At 40.4% G+C, this 15,547-nt stretch carries 18 protein-coding genes and 1 tRNA gene; 14 read left to right on the top strand and 5 right to left on the bottom strand.

The features are described from left to right. Window positions 1-11 precede the first annotated feature (11 nt). The 10 genes from AS141_RS21855 (at window position 12) to AS141_RS27465 (ending at window position 7,026) form a co-directional block, all read left to right on the top strand. Entirely contained in the window at window positions 12-878 is an 867-nt protein-coding gene (locus tag AS141_RS21855) for a helix-turn-helix domain-containing protein (RefSeq protein ID WP_057939835.1), read from the top strand. Between the two features lie 297 nt (window positions 879-1,175). After that, the gene (locus AS141_RS27310; RefSeq protein WP_317043067.1) at window positions 1,176-1,517 is read left to right on the top strand and encodes a Crp/Fnr family transcriptional regulator; all 342 of its coding nucleotides are present in this window, start codon (window positions 1,176-1,178) and stop codon (window positions 1,515-1,517) included. A gap of 78 nt (window positions 1,518-1,595) precedes the next feature. Continuing rightward, the gene (locus tag AS141_RS21845; RefSeq protein ID WP_317043066.1) at window positions 1,596-2,279 is read left to right on the top strand and encodes an aldo/keto reductase; all 684 of its coding nucleotides are present in this window, start codon (window positions 1,596-1,598) and stop codon (window positions 2,277-2,279) included. Beyond that, window positions 2,263-2,568 carry an aldo/keto reductase gene (locus tag AS141_RS27305; protein ID WP_317043065.1) on the top strand — a complete coding sequence of 102 codons (306 nt, stop codon included), beginning with the start codon at window positions 2,263-2,265 and terminating at the stop codon, window positions 2,566-2,568. Before AS141_RS21845 ends, AS141_RS27305 begins: the two co-directional genes overlap by 17 nt. Window positions 2,569-2,611: 43 nt before the next feature. Continuing rightward, the gene (locus AS141_RS27245) at window positions 2,612-2,743 is read left to right on the top strand and encodes a hypothetical protein (RefSeq protein ID WP_262481008.1); all 132 of its coding nucleotides are present in this window, start codon (window positions 2,612-2,614) and stop codon (window positions 2,741-2,743) included. 54 nt (window positions 2,744-2,797) lie between these two features. Continuing rightward, complete coding sequence (locus tag AS141_RS21840) at window positions 2,798-3,796, top strand: MBL fold metallo-hydrolase (protein ID WP_157243550.1); 999 nt, start codon at window positions 2,798-2,800, stop codon at window positions 3,794-3,796. Window positions 3,797-4,060: 264 nt separating this feature from the next. Then, window positions 4,061-4,987 (top strand): SDR family oxidoreductase, encoded by a 927-nt coding sequence (locus tag AS141_RS21835; RefSeq protein ID WP_232424985.1) that lies wholly within the window; start codon window positions 4,061-4,063, stop codon window positions 4,985-4,987. Between the two features lie 76 nt (window positions 4,988-5,063). Next, window positions 5,064-5,270: a hypothetical protein gene (locus AS141_RS21830; RefSeq protein ID WP_057939833.1), complete on the top strand. Its 207-nt coding sequence runs from the start codon at window positions 5,064-5,066 to the stop codon at window positions 5,268-5,270. A gap of 793 nt (window positions 5,271-6,063) precedes the next feature. Continuing rightward, window positions 6,064-6,534, top strand: coding sequence for a JAB domain-containing protein (locus tag AS141_RS21825; protein ID WP_057939832.1), 471 nt, complete (start codon window positions 6,064-6,066; stop codon window positions 6,532-6,534). 285 nt (window positions 6,535-6,819) lie between these two features. Continuing rightward, complete coding sequence (locus AS141_RS27465; RefSeq protein WP_057939831.1) at window positions 6,820-7,026, top strand: helix-turn-helix domain-containing protein; 207 nt, start codon at window positions 6,820-6,822, stop codon at window positions 7,024-7,026. 134 nt (window positions 7,027-7,160) lie between these two features. On the opposite strand, the gene AS141_RS21815 is transcribed toward AS141_RS27465, so the two are convergent. Both AS141_RS21815 and AS141_RS21810 read right to left on the bottom strand, forming a co-directional pair. After that, window positions 7,161-7,234 (bottom strand) — tRNA-Asn (locus AS141_RS21815). Between the two features lie 329 nt (window positions 7,235-7,563). Next, window positions 7,564-7,986, bottom strand: a complete 423-nt coding sequence (locus AS141_RS21810; RefSeq protein ID WP_057939830.1) for a hypothetical protein — start codon at window positions 7,984-7,986, stop codon at window positions 7,564-7,566. Window positions 7,987-8,380: 394 nt separating this feature from the next. Between AS141_RS21810 and AS141_RS21805 the strand changes: the two genes are divergently transcribed. Next, window positions 8,381-9,250, top strand: a complete 870-nt coding sequence (locus AS141_RS21805; protein ID WP_057939829.1) for a hypothetical protein — start codon at window positions 8,381-8,383, stop codon at window positions 9,248-9,250. Further along, entirely contained in the window at window positions 9,250-10,179 is a 930-nt protein-coding gene (ctlX, locus tag AS141_RS21800; protein ID WP_057939828.1) for a citrulline utilization hydrolase CtlX, read from the top strand. The genes AS141_RS21805 and ctlX overlap by 1 nt, the downstream gene beginning before the upstream one ends. Before the next feature lie 93 nt (window positions 10,180-10,272). Here ctlX and purB read toward each other — a convergent pair whose 3' ends face one another. Beyond that, window positions 10,273-11,616, bottom strand: a complete 1,344-nt coding sequence (gene purB / locus AS141_RS21795; protein ID WP_057939827.1) for an adenylosuccinate lyase — start codon at window positions 11,614-11,616, stop codon at window positions 10,273-10,275. A gap of 220 nt (window positions 11,617-11,836) precedes the next feature. Here purB and AS141_RS21790 point away from each other — a divergent pair, with 220 nt between their 5' ends. Both AS141_RS21790 and AS141_RS21785 read left to right on the top strand, forming a co-directional pair. Beyond that, a complete protein-coding gene (locus tag AS141_RS21790; RefSeq protein ID WP_057939826.1) occupies window positions 11,837-12,937 on the top strand; it encodes a ferredoxin--NADP reductase in 1,101 nt (366 codons plus the stop codon). A 28-nt stretch (window positions 12,938-12,965) separates the two neighbouring features. Continuing rightward, the gene (locus AS141_RS21785) at window positions 12,966-13,454 is read left to right on the top strand and encodes a hypothetical protein (protein WP_057939825.1); all 489 of its coding nucleotides are present in this window, start codon (window positions 12,966-12,968) and stop codon (window positions 13,452-13,454) included. A gap of 272 nt (window positions 13,455-13,726) precedes the next feature. Here AS141_RS21785 and AS141_RS21780 read toward each other — a convergent pair whose 3' ends face one another. Together AS141_RS21780 and AS141_RS21775 are read right to left on the bottom strand one after the other, a co-directional pair. Continuing rightward, window positions 13,727-14,656, bottom strand: coding sequence for a DUF4097 family beta strand repeat-containing protein (locus tag AS141_RS21780; RefSeq protein WP_057939824.1), 930 nt, complete (start codon window positions 14,654-14,656; stop codon window positions 13,727-13,729). 11 nt (window positions 14,657-14,667) lie between these two features. After that, window positions 14,668-15,468: a hypothetical protein gene (locus AS141_RS21775; protein ID WP_057939823.1), complete on the bottom strand. Its 801-nt coding sequence runs from the start codon at window positions 15,466-15,468 to the stop codon at window positions 14,668-14,670. Window positions 15,469-15,547: the final 79 nt, after the last annotated feature.

Genomic DNA, 15,547 nt, shown 5'->3' with positions numbered 1-15,547 from the left:
GCATTCCTGATATGCATAACGTTATCGGTGTTTCCAAACCGAAGCATCCACTGTTCAGCATTCTTCGTTTTGAGAATTTTCCGCAACCGGAACTTACCCATCGCACCAAATTGATCAGTGATTTTTACCAAATCGCCCTAAAGAAAGAATGTCCATGTAAAATGCAATATGGGCAAACCCCATTTGATTTTGATGAAGGCATTATTTCTTGTTTTGCACCAAAGCAAGTGAGCATTGTGGATACCGATTTTGCGTTTGCAAAAGTAGGTTGGGTCCTAAGCATACATCCTGACTTTTTGAGAACTTATCCGTTAAGCCGGAAAATGAAAAGCTTTGGCTTTTTTGATTACGATGTCAATGAAGCTTTGATCCTTTCGGAAGATGAGCTACAATCCATAGAAATTATTATTGGGCAAATTGAAAAGGAATATTTGTTGCCCATAGACCGATTTAGTCAGGAGGTAATTATTTCTGCACTGGATTTGTTGTTTACCCATTTCAACCGCTATTACAACAGGCAGTTTGTTACCCGACAATACCAAAGCAGTGAGTTATTAAACCGGGTAGAAAATTTATTGAACGCCTGCTTCAGCGATACCGGGGAACAAGAATTGCCAACTCCTGCATATTTGGCATCTCAATTAAATATGTCGTGCAAGTACCTGAGCGATTGCCTGAAACAGTTGACAGGGCAAACAGCACAACAGCTAATACACGATAAATTAATAGAAAAGGCCAAAGATATTTTGACAACAACCCAACTTTCGGTCAGTGAAGTTGCTTATCTGTTAGGCTTTGAATATCCGCAGTCCTTTAATAAACTGTTTAAAAACAAGACCGCACTTTCGCCTTTGGAGTTCAGGCAGTCGTTTAATTGAAACAGTACGATGCGTCACTTTTTACCAAAAGGCAAATGCCTATACAGCAACGGTTTCTAACTTTAAAAAATGGAAAAATTTATAGCTTACGTTTTAAAGTTTGGGAATCTGAACAAGCATCAAATTGACCTTATAGCCAGCAAAGCTGCCCTTTTAGAGCTTACCAAGGATGAATATTAATGGGAAGCAGGTAAAACAGTTAAGCATGTTGGATTTCTCATAGATGGTGTCATTCGTGTTTATTATTACAACAATAAAGGCGAAGAAATTACCCGCTATTTTATTGACGAAAACCACTTGATTTTATCAGGCAATACGATTGATGAAGTCTATATCCCTTCCGAATATCTGTCAGCCATTTCTGACTGTAAACTTGTTGTTTTTTCCAGACGGGATTGGAAAGATATCTGCGACACTAGTATAGGATGGGATAAAATTATTCAACGCATAATCGCCAAACATCACAGCGAAAAAATTGAAAGAAGAAGCGAATTGGTTTCGCAGGATGCTACCACACGTTATAAGGAGTTTATTGAAAAATTCCCCAACTTAACCAACCGGATTCCCCTGTCTTACATCGCTTCCTATTTGGGGATTACGCAGAGTACCTTAAGCAGAATCAGAAAAAATATCCCCTAGTGTGCTTTTTGCCTTAAGGCAAAAGATTCCATTTTTTGATGGGCAAACTTTGTTTCATTCATCACTTAAACAATTAAAATGGAATCACGAAAATTAGGAACCAGAGGATTAGAAGTGTCTGCATTGGGTTATGGGTGTATGGGATTGAGTTTTCCTGGAGCACCTGAAAAAAGAGAGTCGGTTAAATTAATCCGATCAGCATACGAAAAAGGAATTACCTTTTTTGATACGGCACAACGATACGGAGACAATGAACTGTTGGTTGGGGAAGCGCTTGCTCCGTTTGGCGATAAAGTAAAAATTGCCACAAAATTTGGGTTTAAAGCAGGTGCCCTTGAATTCAAAATTGACAGTAGTCCTGAAATTATAAGAGCCTCGGCAGAAGCATCTCTAAAACGGTTGAAAACAGATTGTATCGATTTGTTTTATCAACACAGAATGGACCCGGATGTGCCTATTGAAGACGTGGCAGGCAAGGTGAAAGATTTGATACAGGAAGGGAAAGTTATACATTTCGGCCTTTCTGAACCAGATTCAATAGCTATTCGCAAAGCTCATGGGGTATTGCCTATCACAGCTGTGCAGAGCGAATATTCCATGTTTTACAGAGAACCCGAAAAAGAAATCATTGCCACATTGGAAGAGCTAGACATCGGCTTTGTGGCTTTTAGCCCATTGGGCAAGGGCTTTTTAACGGGAGAAATAACGGCTGACACCAAAATTCGAAGAGAAGGATGCCAGAACTATGTCTCCCCGGTTTGACAAAGAAAACATAAAAACCAATCAGGGGTTAGTTGACCTGGTAGTGTCTGTTGCCAAAGACAAAAACGTAACTCCGGCCCAAATTGCATTGGCTTGGCTCTTGGCCCAAAAACCGTTCATTGTTCCTATTCCGGGAACTTCTAAACTACAACGTTTGCAGGAAAATATTGACGGTGCAGAAGTTTCTCTGTCAACTGATGAGCTGGTTACGATAAATACGGCATTGGAGAAAATAAAAATTGTGGGAGACCGCTATCCAAAAGAGGTTCAAAATAGAATCGGGAAATAGCAGTAGTGAACCTTTGCTTGCATAATTTTAAATTTTTAAAATTATGCAAGCAAAGGAATCATCAAGTACCAAGAGAGTGGCACTGGTGATAGGATTCGATCAGGGAATAGGTGACGAAGTTGCAATTGGCCTAGCTGAACCTGACTTTTCAAGTATCTGGTTTCACGTAATCTGATAAATGAAGATCCACTTCTATCAATTTGGATTAATTATACTAATCTTACTGTGTTTGAAATATCTTATGGGGTTAAAGAAGTACAACAGCGATTTAAAATTTGTAAAAGCAGACTGGACCGGAAATGAGTTAACCGCCAGTGGTTTATATACAAATATATATGGGGATGATATCAAAAGTTTTGGAGAAGCCCTGCGTTGGATGCGGGGCGACAAGCCACTCAGCGCGCTAAAAAAAGACCAACGATCACCGCTGGGTTTTCAGTTTATAGAAAATATTGCGGATAAAAGCAGTAATGCCATTATTCCACTTGGCCATGCCTCATTTATAGTGGATATCAACGGTGAACGACTGTTAATTGATCCGGTGGTTAGCTCAAACAAGCTATTAAAACGTTATACCAAAGTCCCTTTCAATCTACCGGAATTGAATAATGTAGATTATTTGTTGCTTTCGCATAACCACCGGGACCACCTGGATAAAAGCAGCGTTAAGCAACTTGCGAGACTTAATCCTGACGCAGTGATACTCACAGGTTTAGAAATTGGGAAAATCCTGAAGAGATGGGGAGTGAATAACCAAATTCAGGAAGCAGGTTGGTATCAACAATTCAATACCTCCAGTTCCCTATCTATTGACTTTATACCTACCCAACACTGGTCAAGGAGATGGCTTTCAGATACCAATATTCACCTTTGGGGCTCTTTTATGATTCAGGATAATGTTTCCAACAAAACAATTTATTATGGCAGTGATAGCGGGTATGGAAAGCATTTCACGGACATTGGCAACGACTATGATATAGACATTGCCATGATAGGGATTGGAGCCTATGAACCACAATGGTTTATGAAACCTGCACATACGGGCCCTTCAGATGCGATTAAAGCGGTTAAAGATTTAAAGGCAAGACAATGGATTCCCATGCACTATGGCACGTTTGACCTCAGTGATGAACCTATCTTCTATCCTGAACAGATTTTAAGGGAAGAGCACCGGGAAGAGTTGTCTCAAATTCTTTGGATGAACATTGGTAAAAGGATTGGCTTTTGACTATGATCTATTGATAATGATAAAATAGAAACCGTTTTTTTAGCATTCCCCCATTCAGTGAGCGGAATTGTTATTGACTTAGAACCTCGCAGGATTAAGTGCCAAATAAAACCAAACAGGGAGAATTTATCCTAATCCTGGCCACTTTTCTAAAGTTTATCGCAGCTCTCATAATCAAAACATTTTTTGACTACAACGAAAGGCGTTTTGGCTACATCTGTTTTTTATATGCAAAGCAACTTTGCATATAAAAAAACAGAAAAAATGCAAAACGAAATCAAAAAGTGGACAGCAAATCATATTCCCCAAAGAAACTGGGGGTTGGCTGTAATTACAGGTAGTACAGAAGGTATTGGGTATGAAGATGTACTGGCGTTATCAGCAGCAGGCTGGAATGTGATCATGATGGGGCGTAACCCTCAGAAAGGGGCCGAGTCAATTGTCAGGATACATCAGATTAACCCCAAGGCTAAAGTGAGTTTTGAAAAAATAGACCTGGCAGACCTGTCTTCCATCAAAGCCTTTGCGACAAATATGATTGCAAAAGGCCAAGCCATTGACCTACTGATCAATAACGCTGGCGTGATGACCCCGCCAAAACGACTCGAAACCGCTGATGGTTTTGAGTTGCAGTTTGGTACAAACCATATCGGCCATTTTGCTTTGACCGCCCAGCTACTTCCTTTATTGCGTAAATCACCTGATGCCCGTGTTGTGACAGTATCAAGTATTGCAAATCGCGCAGGGCAAATTAATTTTGATGACTTACAGTCCGAGGCCTCCTATGTCCCAAGTAAGGCTTATGGTCAGGCAAAACTCGCCAATTTGATGTTTGCTTTGGAGCTTCAGCGACAGAGTGAAAAATACGGTTGGGGCATTACCAGTATAGCTGCCCATCCGGGTGTCTCCCGTACCAATCTGCTGATCACCGGTGCAGGACGGTGGAGCGGGCCAGGCATCATGAGAACCTTTTTTCCTTTTTTGTTCCAACCCTCTTCCCAGGGAGCGTTGCCGACGTTATACGCTGCTACCTCTCCAGAGGCAAAAGGGGGCTTGTATTATGGTCCCGACAAAATTCAGGAAACCAGGGGATTTCCTGCTATCGCCAAAATCCCGACCCAGGCAAGCGACTTAAAAGTATCTTTAAAACTATGGGAAGTATCTAAAAAGTTGGCAAAAGTTGACTTTTAGAGTTGGATGTTTCCATCGCTCATCAAATTCCCAATTACATGCTCATTCAAGGAGTTTATTAAACCATCCCAAGTAAATGAACAGGCAAATCACCCCAAAAGACAAATTGTCCATTGGTCTTACCATACTTTCCAATGCATTACCTCCAGTAGGGTTTTATCTGAGTTATAGATATAGAACCGAATTTCCAAAGAAATCCCGGGCCGCATTGATCAATGCTATTATCGGAATCCCTATCGGTCTGATTGGCGGGTATTTATTACAGACGTACGTTTTCAATTGACATGATAAAACAGTTTGTTTTATTTCCACTAAAGCAATTTGTACTTCCAGGAAAGTAACCCAGATTTGGCTACAACTCCTGTGTTTTGGAGTATTTCTGATTTTTCAAATCAAAACGCTTTTGAAATATAGAAACATCAAATCATAAGCAGATGCAAATTGTTTTAACAGGTTCTTTGGGCCAGATAGGTAAACCGCTTGCCAGTTTCTTGGTGGCAAAAGCCGTACCGACACAGAGATTAGCAAATCCGTAGCTCGTGTTTTTCTGGACCTCTCAATAAAGTGAAATAGGACTTTTCAATAAACTGACCCTGCTGGAATATCCTGAAATTTGTATCTGGAATGAAATTAAAAATCCCAGATAACGGAAAACAAAGACACCCGTCAGTTTACTGAGCTGCTTGGAGCCAATTTGCATCACCAGCATGGGATCAGTTTAAATCGACAGCCGGGGGCCAACTTCATCGTTTTTTGCAATTGATGGCAAATTGCTATAAATGGGCATTGCATTATCCTTTAGCCCTTGGAACATTAGTTTTAGGTGTTGCAAATGGAATTTATACAATTCGATCATTCAGTCTTTTAGTTAGAAATTTCTGGTAGTCCAATAATAGGACTATTTTTTTTCCATTCCTTCCTCCGCCAAATTAGCCTGATCCCGTCACAGGGGGCAAGAGCTTACGGCTTAAAGCCCACGCGCTTGCCTTTGCTGGTTTATTCCGTTTCCTGCATCCTCGCTCCCGTAGCACCTGATTACGGCATCCTAAATAATTTCAAACTTAAACGTAGTTATCATGGAAGCTTTAAATCAAGGAACCAATCTCAATCAAGTAGCAGAAATTACACTGGGTTATGCCCCAAAAGTAAAATCATCCCAACGCCCAAAAGTAGGATGTTCCAGACAGGTATATGAAGTATTGTATAGTTTTTGGGATAAGGATTCACTGGAACTGTCAGAACACTTTCAGGTGATTTTACTGAATAGGGCAAACCGGGTGCTGGGAATATGTACGATTTCAAAGGGTGGAACTGCCGGTACAGTGGTTGATGCCAAACTGGTTTTTGGAGCAGCGCTAAAGGGAGCCGCACAGTCGATAATAATTTCACATAACCATCTGAGTGGGAATCTACTTCCATCAGAACAGGATAAACGATTGACAGCTAATCTGGTGAAAATTGGTAAGGCTTTGGATCTACCTGTTCTAGATCATGTTATTATTACAACTGAAGGTTATTATTCCTTTGCAGATGAAGGGGAGCTTTAAAAGTGGAAATCCCCTTTTTTATTCGACCTAAAGTGGTTCAGACTTCGGATATCAGTGTGATTATTTTTTTAAGTGCCGGCTTAAATTTAACAGAAGAGTTATTCTCTTAAATACAACCACTTCTCAGATATAAATTAAATCTATCTTATCCATAGAATTGAAATTTGAAGACTTGCCTGACGCTATTTCTCAATTGATTGAGCAGAATAAACTGGTTTTAAAATCGATCCAAGAAGCTAGTTTTTCAAAAGGGACCTATGAAGAAGTATTGACATTAAGTAGGATTTGCGAATTGCTGGAGCTGAAAAGACAAACATTTATAGCTATGTGTCCAAAAAACAGATCCCATTCCATAAAAAGGCTGGCAAACTTTACTTTTTCAAAAAGGAAATTGTCGATTGGATAGAGACTGGAAATAAAGGCAGATTAGTAGAAGGAATTAGGTTCAATCCCAAAAGAAAATTTCAAGACCGAAAATTCAAGAAGCCTTAATTGTTTCTTTTAAGTTAATCTATTGATTTTTAGATATATGATATGTGAAAAGTTGGTCTTTCAATCCGTGTTTTTAACATTTTGCAAATAAAAAAACCACTTACAATTTTCAATCGTAAGTGGTTGATTTTCAGCTCCTTCTCTTGGGCTCGAACCAAGGACCCTCTGATTAACAGTCAGATGCTCTAACCAGCTGAGCTAAGAAGGAATTTTGTATTGTATTCGGCGCTTGTTCCGAATTGGTGATGCAAATGTAGGAGGCTATTCCATTTATTCCAAACTACAAACATGAAAAACTCCATGTTTTTGTGCTACTACTAGTTTTGGTCTTCTAAATCAGTGACTTAATTTTTTTGATTTATTATTCATATTAGACGTTTGAATCGGAACAGGGGATGATCCTACTTTATATTTATCCACTTTTATGACGCTATAGTGGTGACACTAAAATAGGGTTTGGCAAACTCTAGAAAGACCATTTCCTACGCTGCCTAATGGACAAGCAGGGGTTATGATCTTTTAACCATCACTGTCAATTCACTTTTGATCTTTTACGCTGAAGTTTCGTGTCATTTTTTTGATACGATTGGTCTTTCGAAAGCGAAGTGCAGACCAATCTTCATTGATTGCAATCTGACGTACAGCCTCATAGTCAAATTGCCCCAGATAGCTCCAGCCTGAATCCCGGTTGATTTGTGCTTTGTATCGTCTGGAAGTTCCTTTGGGATAAGCAAGCCAGATTTGTTGATCTTCGGGAGCTAAGTTTTGCATTTCTGAAAAGTATTTTTTTATCTCATCTTGAGTCTGAACAAATGCCAGCATAAAATCAGGCTTGGATTCAGAATGGATAAGCCCGTCCTTCTCCCAAGAAGTAACCAATTCATTTAATTCAGAAGGAGCATTCCAGATTTGGATGTTCATTCCTTCTTTCCATGTCATTTTCTTCAGTATAGGATCCATTTTTTCACTTGTTTGAGGTCTCCAATATAAAAAGAAGCTGTAAAGAGCTATTCGTATAGTAAGGCAGCTTGCCATTTTATTTACTTTTAGAAAGTATTAACAGCCATCATACGAAATCGAGCATGTCGAAAACGACACACAGAGGGATGATTATAAGGCATGCGAGATTCCATATGGCCCTTAAAAGACAAATTATAAACATATGAAATCGACACGATTAAAATCATCATTAAAACACACAGGGCAATGATTATTTTGATCGTCAAAGATTCCATCTGACCATTTAAAACAATTATAAACAGATGAAATCGAGCATGTTGCAGGCAACACACAGAGGAATGATTATAATGCATGCGAGATTCCATATGGCCCTTAACAGACAAAATATAATCATATGAAAACAACTGTAGGAATTATTGCTTTATTTTTTTCGTTTTCTTGCGTCAATGCGCAGCAAGATTTGGTCCCAGGTTTCGGAGAGGGAGTTGCAGTTGCTGTCCTAAAGGATAGATCCTTAGATGAGATTTCAGGCTTGGCTTGTAGTAGGATGCATCCTGGCATGATCTACATACATAATGACAGTGGTGGAGAAGCTGTCGTTTATTTGATAGACTCGCTTGGAAATAGACTAGGTGAAATTAAATTGCTAGAGACTGAGAATAGAGATTGGGAGGATATAGCTGTAGGCCCAGGAGCTAATGGCGGATCGTACCTCTACGTGGGAGAGATCGGAGATAACAATGCGGTATATGAAGAAGTTATTATTTATCGATTTCCTGAGCCAAGTGCTGGTATTTCTAAAAACGAGGTAATTCCCGAAAAGATAAAACTCACTTATCCTGGAGGAGCTAGGGATGCAGAATCCCTCATGATTGATCCTATCACAGGAGATATTTTCATACTTTCTAAGCGAGATAGCCTCAATATGGTTTATAGATTGCCTGCTGATAAATTTGGTACTGGTGAAGCTGAGCTCGAAGAAATGATCAAGCTCCCGTTTACCAACGCAACTGCAGCGGATATTTCTGCGGACGGGAGTCAAATTGTGGTTAAAAATTATCTTACCGTCTACTATTGGAAAAGGAACATAGGAGAAACTGTAGCACGAGCTATGGGTAGAGCTCCAGTAGAACTCCCTTATTCTCCAGAACCTCAGGGAGAGGCAATTGGCTTTAGGCCTGACGGCAAAGTATACTACACCCTCAGTGAAAAACGATTCGACTTGGATCCCGTTCTTTATAAGTACACTGCTACGCGAAATTAATGCAGACTTCCTCTACTATTCTGATGGTTCGACCGGCTAATTTTGGATTCAATCCGGAAACTGCTGAGAATAACTTTTATCAACAAGCGGATACAAGGTCATCTGATGAAATCAATAGACTGGCGCAAAAGGAATTTGATGGGTTTGTATTCATGCTTAGAGATCAGGGTGTCAATGTCATCATAGAAGAAGATACTGCTGTGCCAGTGAAACTTGATGCGATTTTTCCCAATAACTGGTTTAGCACACATTCGGACGGAAAGTTGATTTTGTATCCTATGTATTCCCACAATCGAAGATTAGAGCGGAGAAAGGACTTGATTGAGAACTTGATAAAGCGCAAGTTTAAAGTGGATGAAATTATTGATTTGAGTTTTTTTGAAGAAGATGGGCAGTTTTTGGAAGGAACAGGAAGCATGGTCATGGATCATCAGTCCAAAACAATTTTTGCCTGCTATTCTGAACGTACACATCCTATCCCGCTTGATTATTTAGGAAAGCTTCTTGGCTATAAAATCATTGCATTTCATGCAACTCAAGAGGTTCAGGGGGTGATCAGTCCCATTTATCATACCAATGTGATGATGCATGTGGGGTCCGATATAGCGGTGGTTTGTTTGGATAGTATTCCTAAAGCTTTAGAAAAACAGGCAGTACAAAAAAGATTGACTGAAGCCGGTAAAAAAGTGGTGCCTATCACAGCAAAACAAAAATTTCACTTCGCTGGAAACATGCTCGAAGTAGGAAATGCGGGGGGAGAGAAATTCACGGTAATGTCTGAATCCGCGCTGGATTCTCTAACTATCGGGCAGATCCAGTTGATAGAAAAATACACTACTATCATCAGTCCAGCTATTGCTACTATAGAAAAATTGGGAGGAGGAAGCGCCCGATGCATGATGGCAGAAATATTTCTACCCCATAGTTAACTTCTTAATTGAGAAAAAAATGCCGTTCGTGACTTACGAACGGCGGCAATAGTGTGACTTGTATGGTGACAACTGCTACTGCTCACTACTTTGTCAAATCCCGGTATAGTTGAAAGGGGAAATCACACTCAGCTCAGCTTTCAGTTCATTAGAAACAGGAAGGTTAGCGATGAATTCCGATATGGATTTTTCGGTGATTTTAGCATTGGTTCTGGTTAGATCTTTAAGCGCTTCATATGGTTTTGGGAATCCTTCTCTTCTCAATATAGTTTGGATAGCCTCAGCGACCACCGCCCAGTTTTCTTCCAAATCAGCATGGATTGCAGCCTCATTGAGCTCAAGTTTATCCAAGCCTTTCAGCAAAGATTCAAAGGAAATCAACATGTGCCCTAGCGGTACGCCTATGGTTCTCAGTACAGTGCTGTCTGTCAAATCCCGCTGCAGTCTGGAAATAGGTAGCTTTGCAGCCAAATGCTCCAATAATGCATTTGCAATGCCCAGATTACCCTCAGCATTTTCAAAATCAATAGGGTTGACTTTATGCGGCATTGCAGAAGAACCGATTTCACCGGCTTTGATTTTTTGCTTGAAGTAATTCATTGCCACATATTGCCAGACGTCTTTGGACAGATCCAAAAGAATCGTATTGATTCGTTTCAGCCCATCAAAAACTGCCGCAAGATTATCATAATGCTCAATCTGTGTGGTGGGATAGCTTCTCTCCAAGCCCAGGTATTCGCCCACAAACTGAAATGCAAATTCATTCCATTTAAAGGAAGGGTAGGCGACATGATGTGCATTCATATTGCCGGTAGCACCGCCAAATTTCGCAGAGAAAGGAATATGATGAAGTAATTCAAGTTGCTTTTTAAGACGGACTACAAATACTTCGATTTCCTTACCCAGACGGGTAGGGGAAGCGGGCTGTCCGTGGGTTTTTGCAAGCATTGGGATGTTTTCCCAATTAGTTGCCAATACAGAGAGTCTGTCGAGTACTGCTTGCAGCTGCGGTAGAATCACTTCATTCAACCCTTCCTTCAGCATTAAAGGAGTCGCAGTATTATTGATGTCCTGAGAGGTCAGGCCAAAATGTATAAATTCCTTGTGCGCTTCCAACCCCAGCGCATCGAATTTCTCTTTTAGGAAATATTCCACAGCTTTTACATCGTGGTTTGTGATTTTTTCGGTTGCCTTGATAGTATCCGCGTCAGCGAACGAAAAATCAGAAACAATCGACCGGAGATTCTCAAAAAGATCCTTGTCAAAGTCCTTCAATTGTGGTAATGGAAGTTCACAAAGTGCAATGAAATACTCCACTTCTACATGAACACGGTACTTGATCAGGGCAAATTCAGAAAAATATGCTCTTAAAGGAGCTGTTTTGCCGGCATACCGTCCATCTACAGAAGTCACTGCGGTCAAAGCGTTTAATTCCATCTTTTTTAAGTCAAATTGGTTTTAGGAAGGTGCAAAGTTAATTTTTTGAAGCCAAAAGTTCGGTTTTAAGTCGCCTAATTCAGGAAATATCCTTTAAAAAATTCGAACCACAGCGTCTTTATCTGGGTTAAGATTTACAAATAATCAACCATAAGGCCGAATACTTTGGCTTTGTGGATTAATTTTGCACCGTTTAAACAGATAAAAGCTCAGATCAGGAATGTTCAATTTATTTAAGAAAAAGAAGGAGGTAAAGGCATCACAGTTTTTGCCACTGAAAGTGAGGGAGGTAGTAAAAGAAACAGAAGATACAGTCACCTTGTATTTTGAACAGCCAGAGCCGTTTCTTGATTATAAGCCAGGTCAGTTTCTTACGCTTGTCATGGATTTTGAAGGCAAAGAGCAACGTAGGTCATATAGCCTATGCACGTCTCCTTATGTAGATCCCTTTCCGGGAATCTCTGTAAAGCGTGTCCCTAAAGGTAAATTTTCCAATTTCCTAAACGAGCGGGTTTTTCCCGGTAAGACGATCAACGTACTCAAACCCTTAGGTAATTTTACCACTGATTTTCACTCCAAAAATAAAAAGCATTTTTTCTTGGTGGCTGCAGGAAGTGGAATAACGCCCATTATGGGGATTTTGAAATCTGTGTTGATAAATGAGCCGAATTCTAAAATTTCCCTACTTTATTGTAGCAGAAATGAGGAACAAATCATATTCAAAAGGGAATTAGAATCTTTGGTCGAGAAGGATGGGGATAGGCTGGAAGTGATTCACAATTTGAGTCAACCAAGCGCGGCATGGACAGGTTTAAAAGGAAGATTGTCCAAAGAAAGAATTCTGGATTTCGCTAAAAAAGCTGAGTCAGAACCTGAGTTCGATAAGGAGTATTTCGCCTGCGGACCAGAAGGGATCATGGACAATGTGGTGGCGGTATTGGATGAATTGGGAGTTCCTAGCGAGAAAGTGCACAGAGAGAGTTTCTACTCAGCCGCTGCTGATAAGGCACATGAGGATGCCGCTCACGGGATTACTGGAGGATTGCTTACTCGAGATGTCACCGTGATTTTAGAAGGTGAGGAAAGTGTGGTGACTGTATCGCCGGATAAAACTATCCTGGAAGCTGGATTGTCGCAGGACTTGAATATGCCCTACAGCTGCCAAAGCGGCCTTTGTACCGCTTGTAGAGGGAGGTTGCTTAGTGGTAAGGTGAAAATGGATGAAGATGCCGGTTTGAGTCCTAATGAAATTGAGGCAGGCTATGTACTTTGCTGCGTAGGGCATCCGCTCAGCGATGATGTGAAGATCACCATTGAGTAATTCTTATAATCTCACTAAAGCTCTTATTTTGGAAATAGAGGAATTCAGGAAGGTTTACATAAAACTCGATCGGCTTATTTTAATTTTATTGGTATTGGTTCTTCCTATTTTCGGGATGATCTATTTGTATCAATCAACCGGGAAAGCAACATGGAACCTTCCTGAATTACCACTGTTAGTTGATCAATTTTTGTCTGGTGCAGGAATAGGCCTTTTATTGGCTCAGTACCTGCTTTTTAGAAAAAAAGTACAGGCAGTTTTTCAGACAGAGGATTTGTTGGTCAAGCTAAAAATCTACGCAAATGCCACACGCGAACGATATATAATGCTTTTCGTGGCTGCCTTGATTTGCTCGGCAGGATTGCTCTTTTTTGGATCGGCTATTTACAATGTGGTTTTCGCTGGGGTACTGTTCTTTTTTTCTGTAGCTAAACCAACTCCTGAGCGAATCAAAACTTTGCTTAAACTGAACAAGGAAGATGCTGAAGTCATAAGATTAGCTTCTAGGCCGGAGTAAGATTGAAGATTTTCGAATCAAGAAATTGGGGCCAAGAATTCAATAGTTATTTGAGCCTTGAACACGGACAATAAAAATTAGCTAATTGAACGGTGGTACTATAAATTTTAAACACTTTTCTTTTTTAAAGGGGGGATTCAGCCCCCATTTTATAAGTTGTTGTTATGATTTAAAGAGCGCTCTCTGCGAAAACATCCGTGTACACTACGAAAATTTTTTTCACAAAAAAACCAACCCATATGGATTGGCCTTTTTTGGATAATTATAGCTAATTAATTTTCTATCGTGATATTTCCTGAGGAAATAGATCCTTTTACCCAGGCAGATGCATCATTATCAATTTCCAGGTTTTTCCCGGTATTGATACCTCCCACTTTTAGGTTGCCAGAAGATGCTTTCAGGGAAAAGTTGAAATCCTTTAAATTGGAGGGAGTCTGGATTCTGAAGTTTCCAGAGGTGCCATTGAAATTGGTGTTTCCGCTCAATCCGGCGTTGGTAGCACGAATATTTCCGGAAGTGAATTTCATTTCTCCCAAAGTGCCTATGTTGCTGAGCTTCGCATTTCCGGAGGTTAAAGCCACGCTTAATTGTCCTTTTATTCGGTCAGCTGTCAACGACCCACTTGTTGACTGATAATCTACACTGCCCCCTATATTACTTATGTCGGCATTTCCAGAAGTCACACCCGCTTCTATGTCTCCCGACACTTTGTCTATATATAGCGCTCCTGAACTGGCTTTGATTGCCAAATCTCCTGAGATATTTGTGGCTGTGATCTTGCCGGATGAAACTCTTAAATTCGTTTTATTCCCAACTATTTTGTCCACAGTGAGAGTGCCGGAGGAATTTTTCATGTCCAGATCCATATTCATAGGACCCGTGATTTTGATATATCCTTTGTTTCGGTTGTTTCCCCAAGAAGAATTTCTGGAACTTTGTTCGTAGGATATTTTCAACACATCGCCTACAGTCACGAAAATGATGTCCTGACTTTCATCGTTTGATTCCAGATAGGCTTCCACGTTTACATCCGAATCTGGGCCACCCATATAGGAGACGTCCAGCCACCCTCCACTTACTTCCACTGCTTTGATATTAGTATAGTTTTTATTGGCATCTACCAATACTTTTTGCGCAAAGCTGACAACGGAGATCAGCATCATGGCCATAGCCAAGCTTGATAATTTGAAGAATTTTTTCATAGTTATGGTGTTTATCTGATGGTAACTCCGAAGCTCATTGCCTGAACTTCCGGACCTAAGTTTTCTTGGAAAAGGTTATTTAAATCATAGTTAAAGAAAAGCGTGACATCGCTCACTCCGATTTCTGCACGTGCCCCATAGCGGAAGTTCTCTACGTACATGTTTGATTTTTCAAATTGCTTTTGTTTTTTGCCATTTTCATCATCATACACAAATTTTCCCCGTCCACCGATTCTTACGCCGGCATAGCCACCAAGTCCAAGTCGGAGTTTTTGGTTGTTGGACAGTAGCGTAGGGACTAAGGTGAAGTTGAGGTAGGAGGCGGATATTTTGGATTTTGTTCCAGTGCCAGACCCTGAGAATTCTTCCCAGACTATTCCGTCTGGATATTTTACAGCAATCAAACTTCTGTCTTCCAGTTTGAAATTGTACCAGTTTACCCCGATGCTGGAATACAGATGGAAGTTTTTGGCAATTTTAGTTGTGCCTAGAATATTGATGGCATAGTACCAGGATCCCCAAGGTTTCACAGTTGGCATCTGATCAGTAGGTGTGACCTGGTTGATTCCCAACTCAGTATCAAGCCCAGCGGTAAATCGTTGTCTCTGATGAATGTCTTTGATCTTTACTTCATCGTCTTCCTCAATATCCAAAATCCATTTTCCGTCCTCTTTCTGCTGATAGGACCAGGTATTCCCAAAGACTTTGATCACTTTGGTTTTGGTGTAGATCACTGTGTCGGGTTCGCCCTGTGCAAAAGCCTGGCTTAAGGAGAGAACCAAAAATAACAGGGGTAGTAGTGTAGTTTTCATTTTTAAAAGGTTTGGGTCAAAACTCGTTTTTCATGTGTCAGGCTGAGTAAGAAACCTTTGTGGTGGTTAAGCCCATTTT

This window comes from Algoriphagus resistens (assembly GCF_001442615.1).
Classification (GTDB): domain Bacteria; phylum Bacteroidota; class Bacteroidia; order Cytophagales; family Cyclobacteriaceae; genus Algoriphagus; species Algoriphagus resistens.
This window is presented reverse-complemented; position numbering and strand designations above follow the sequence as displayed.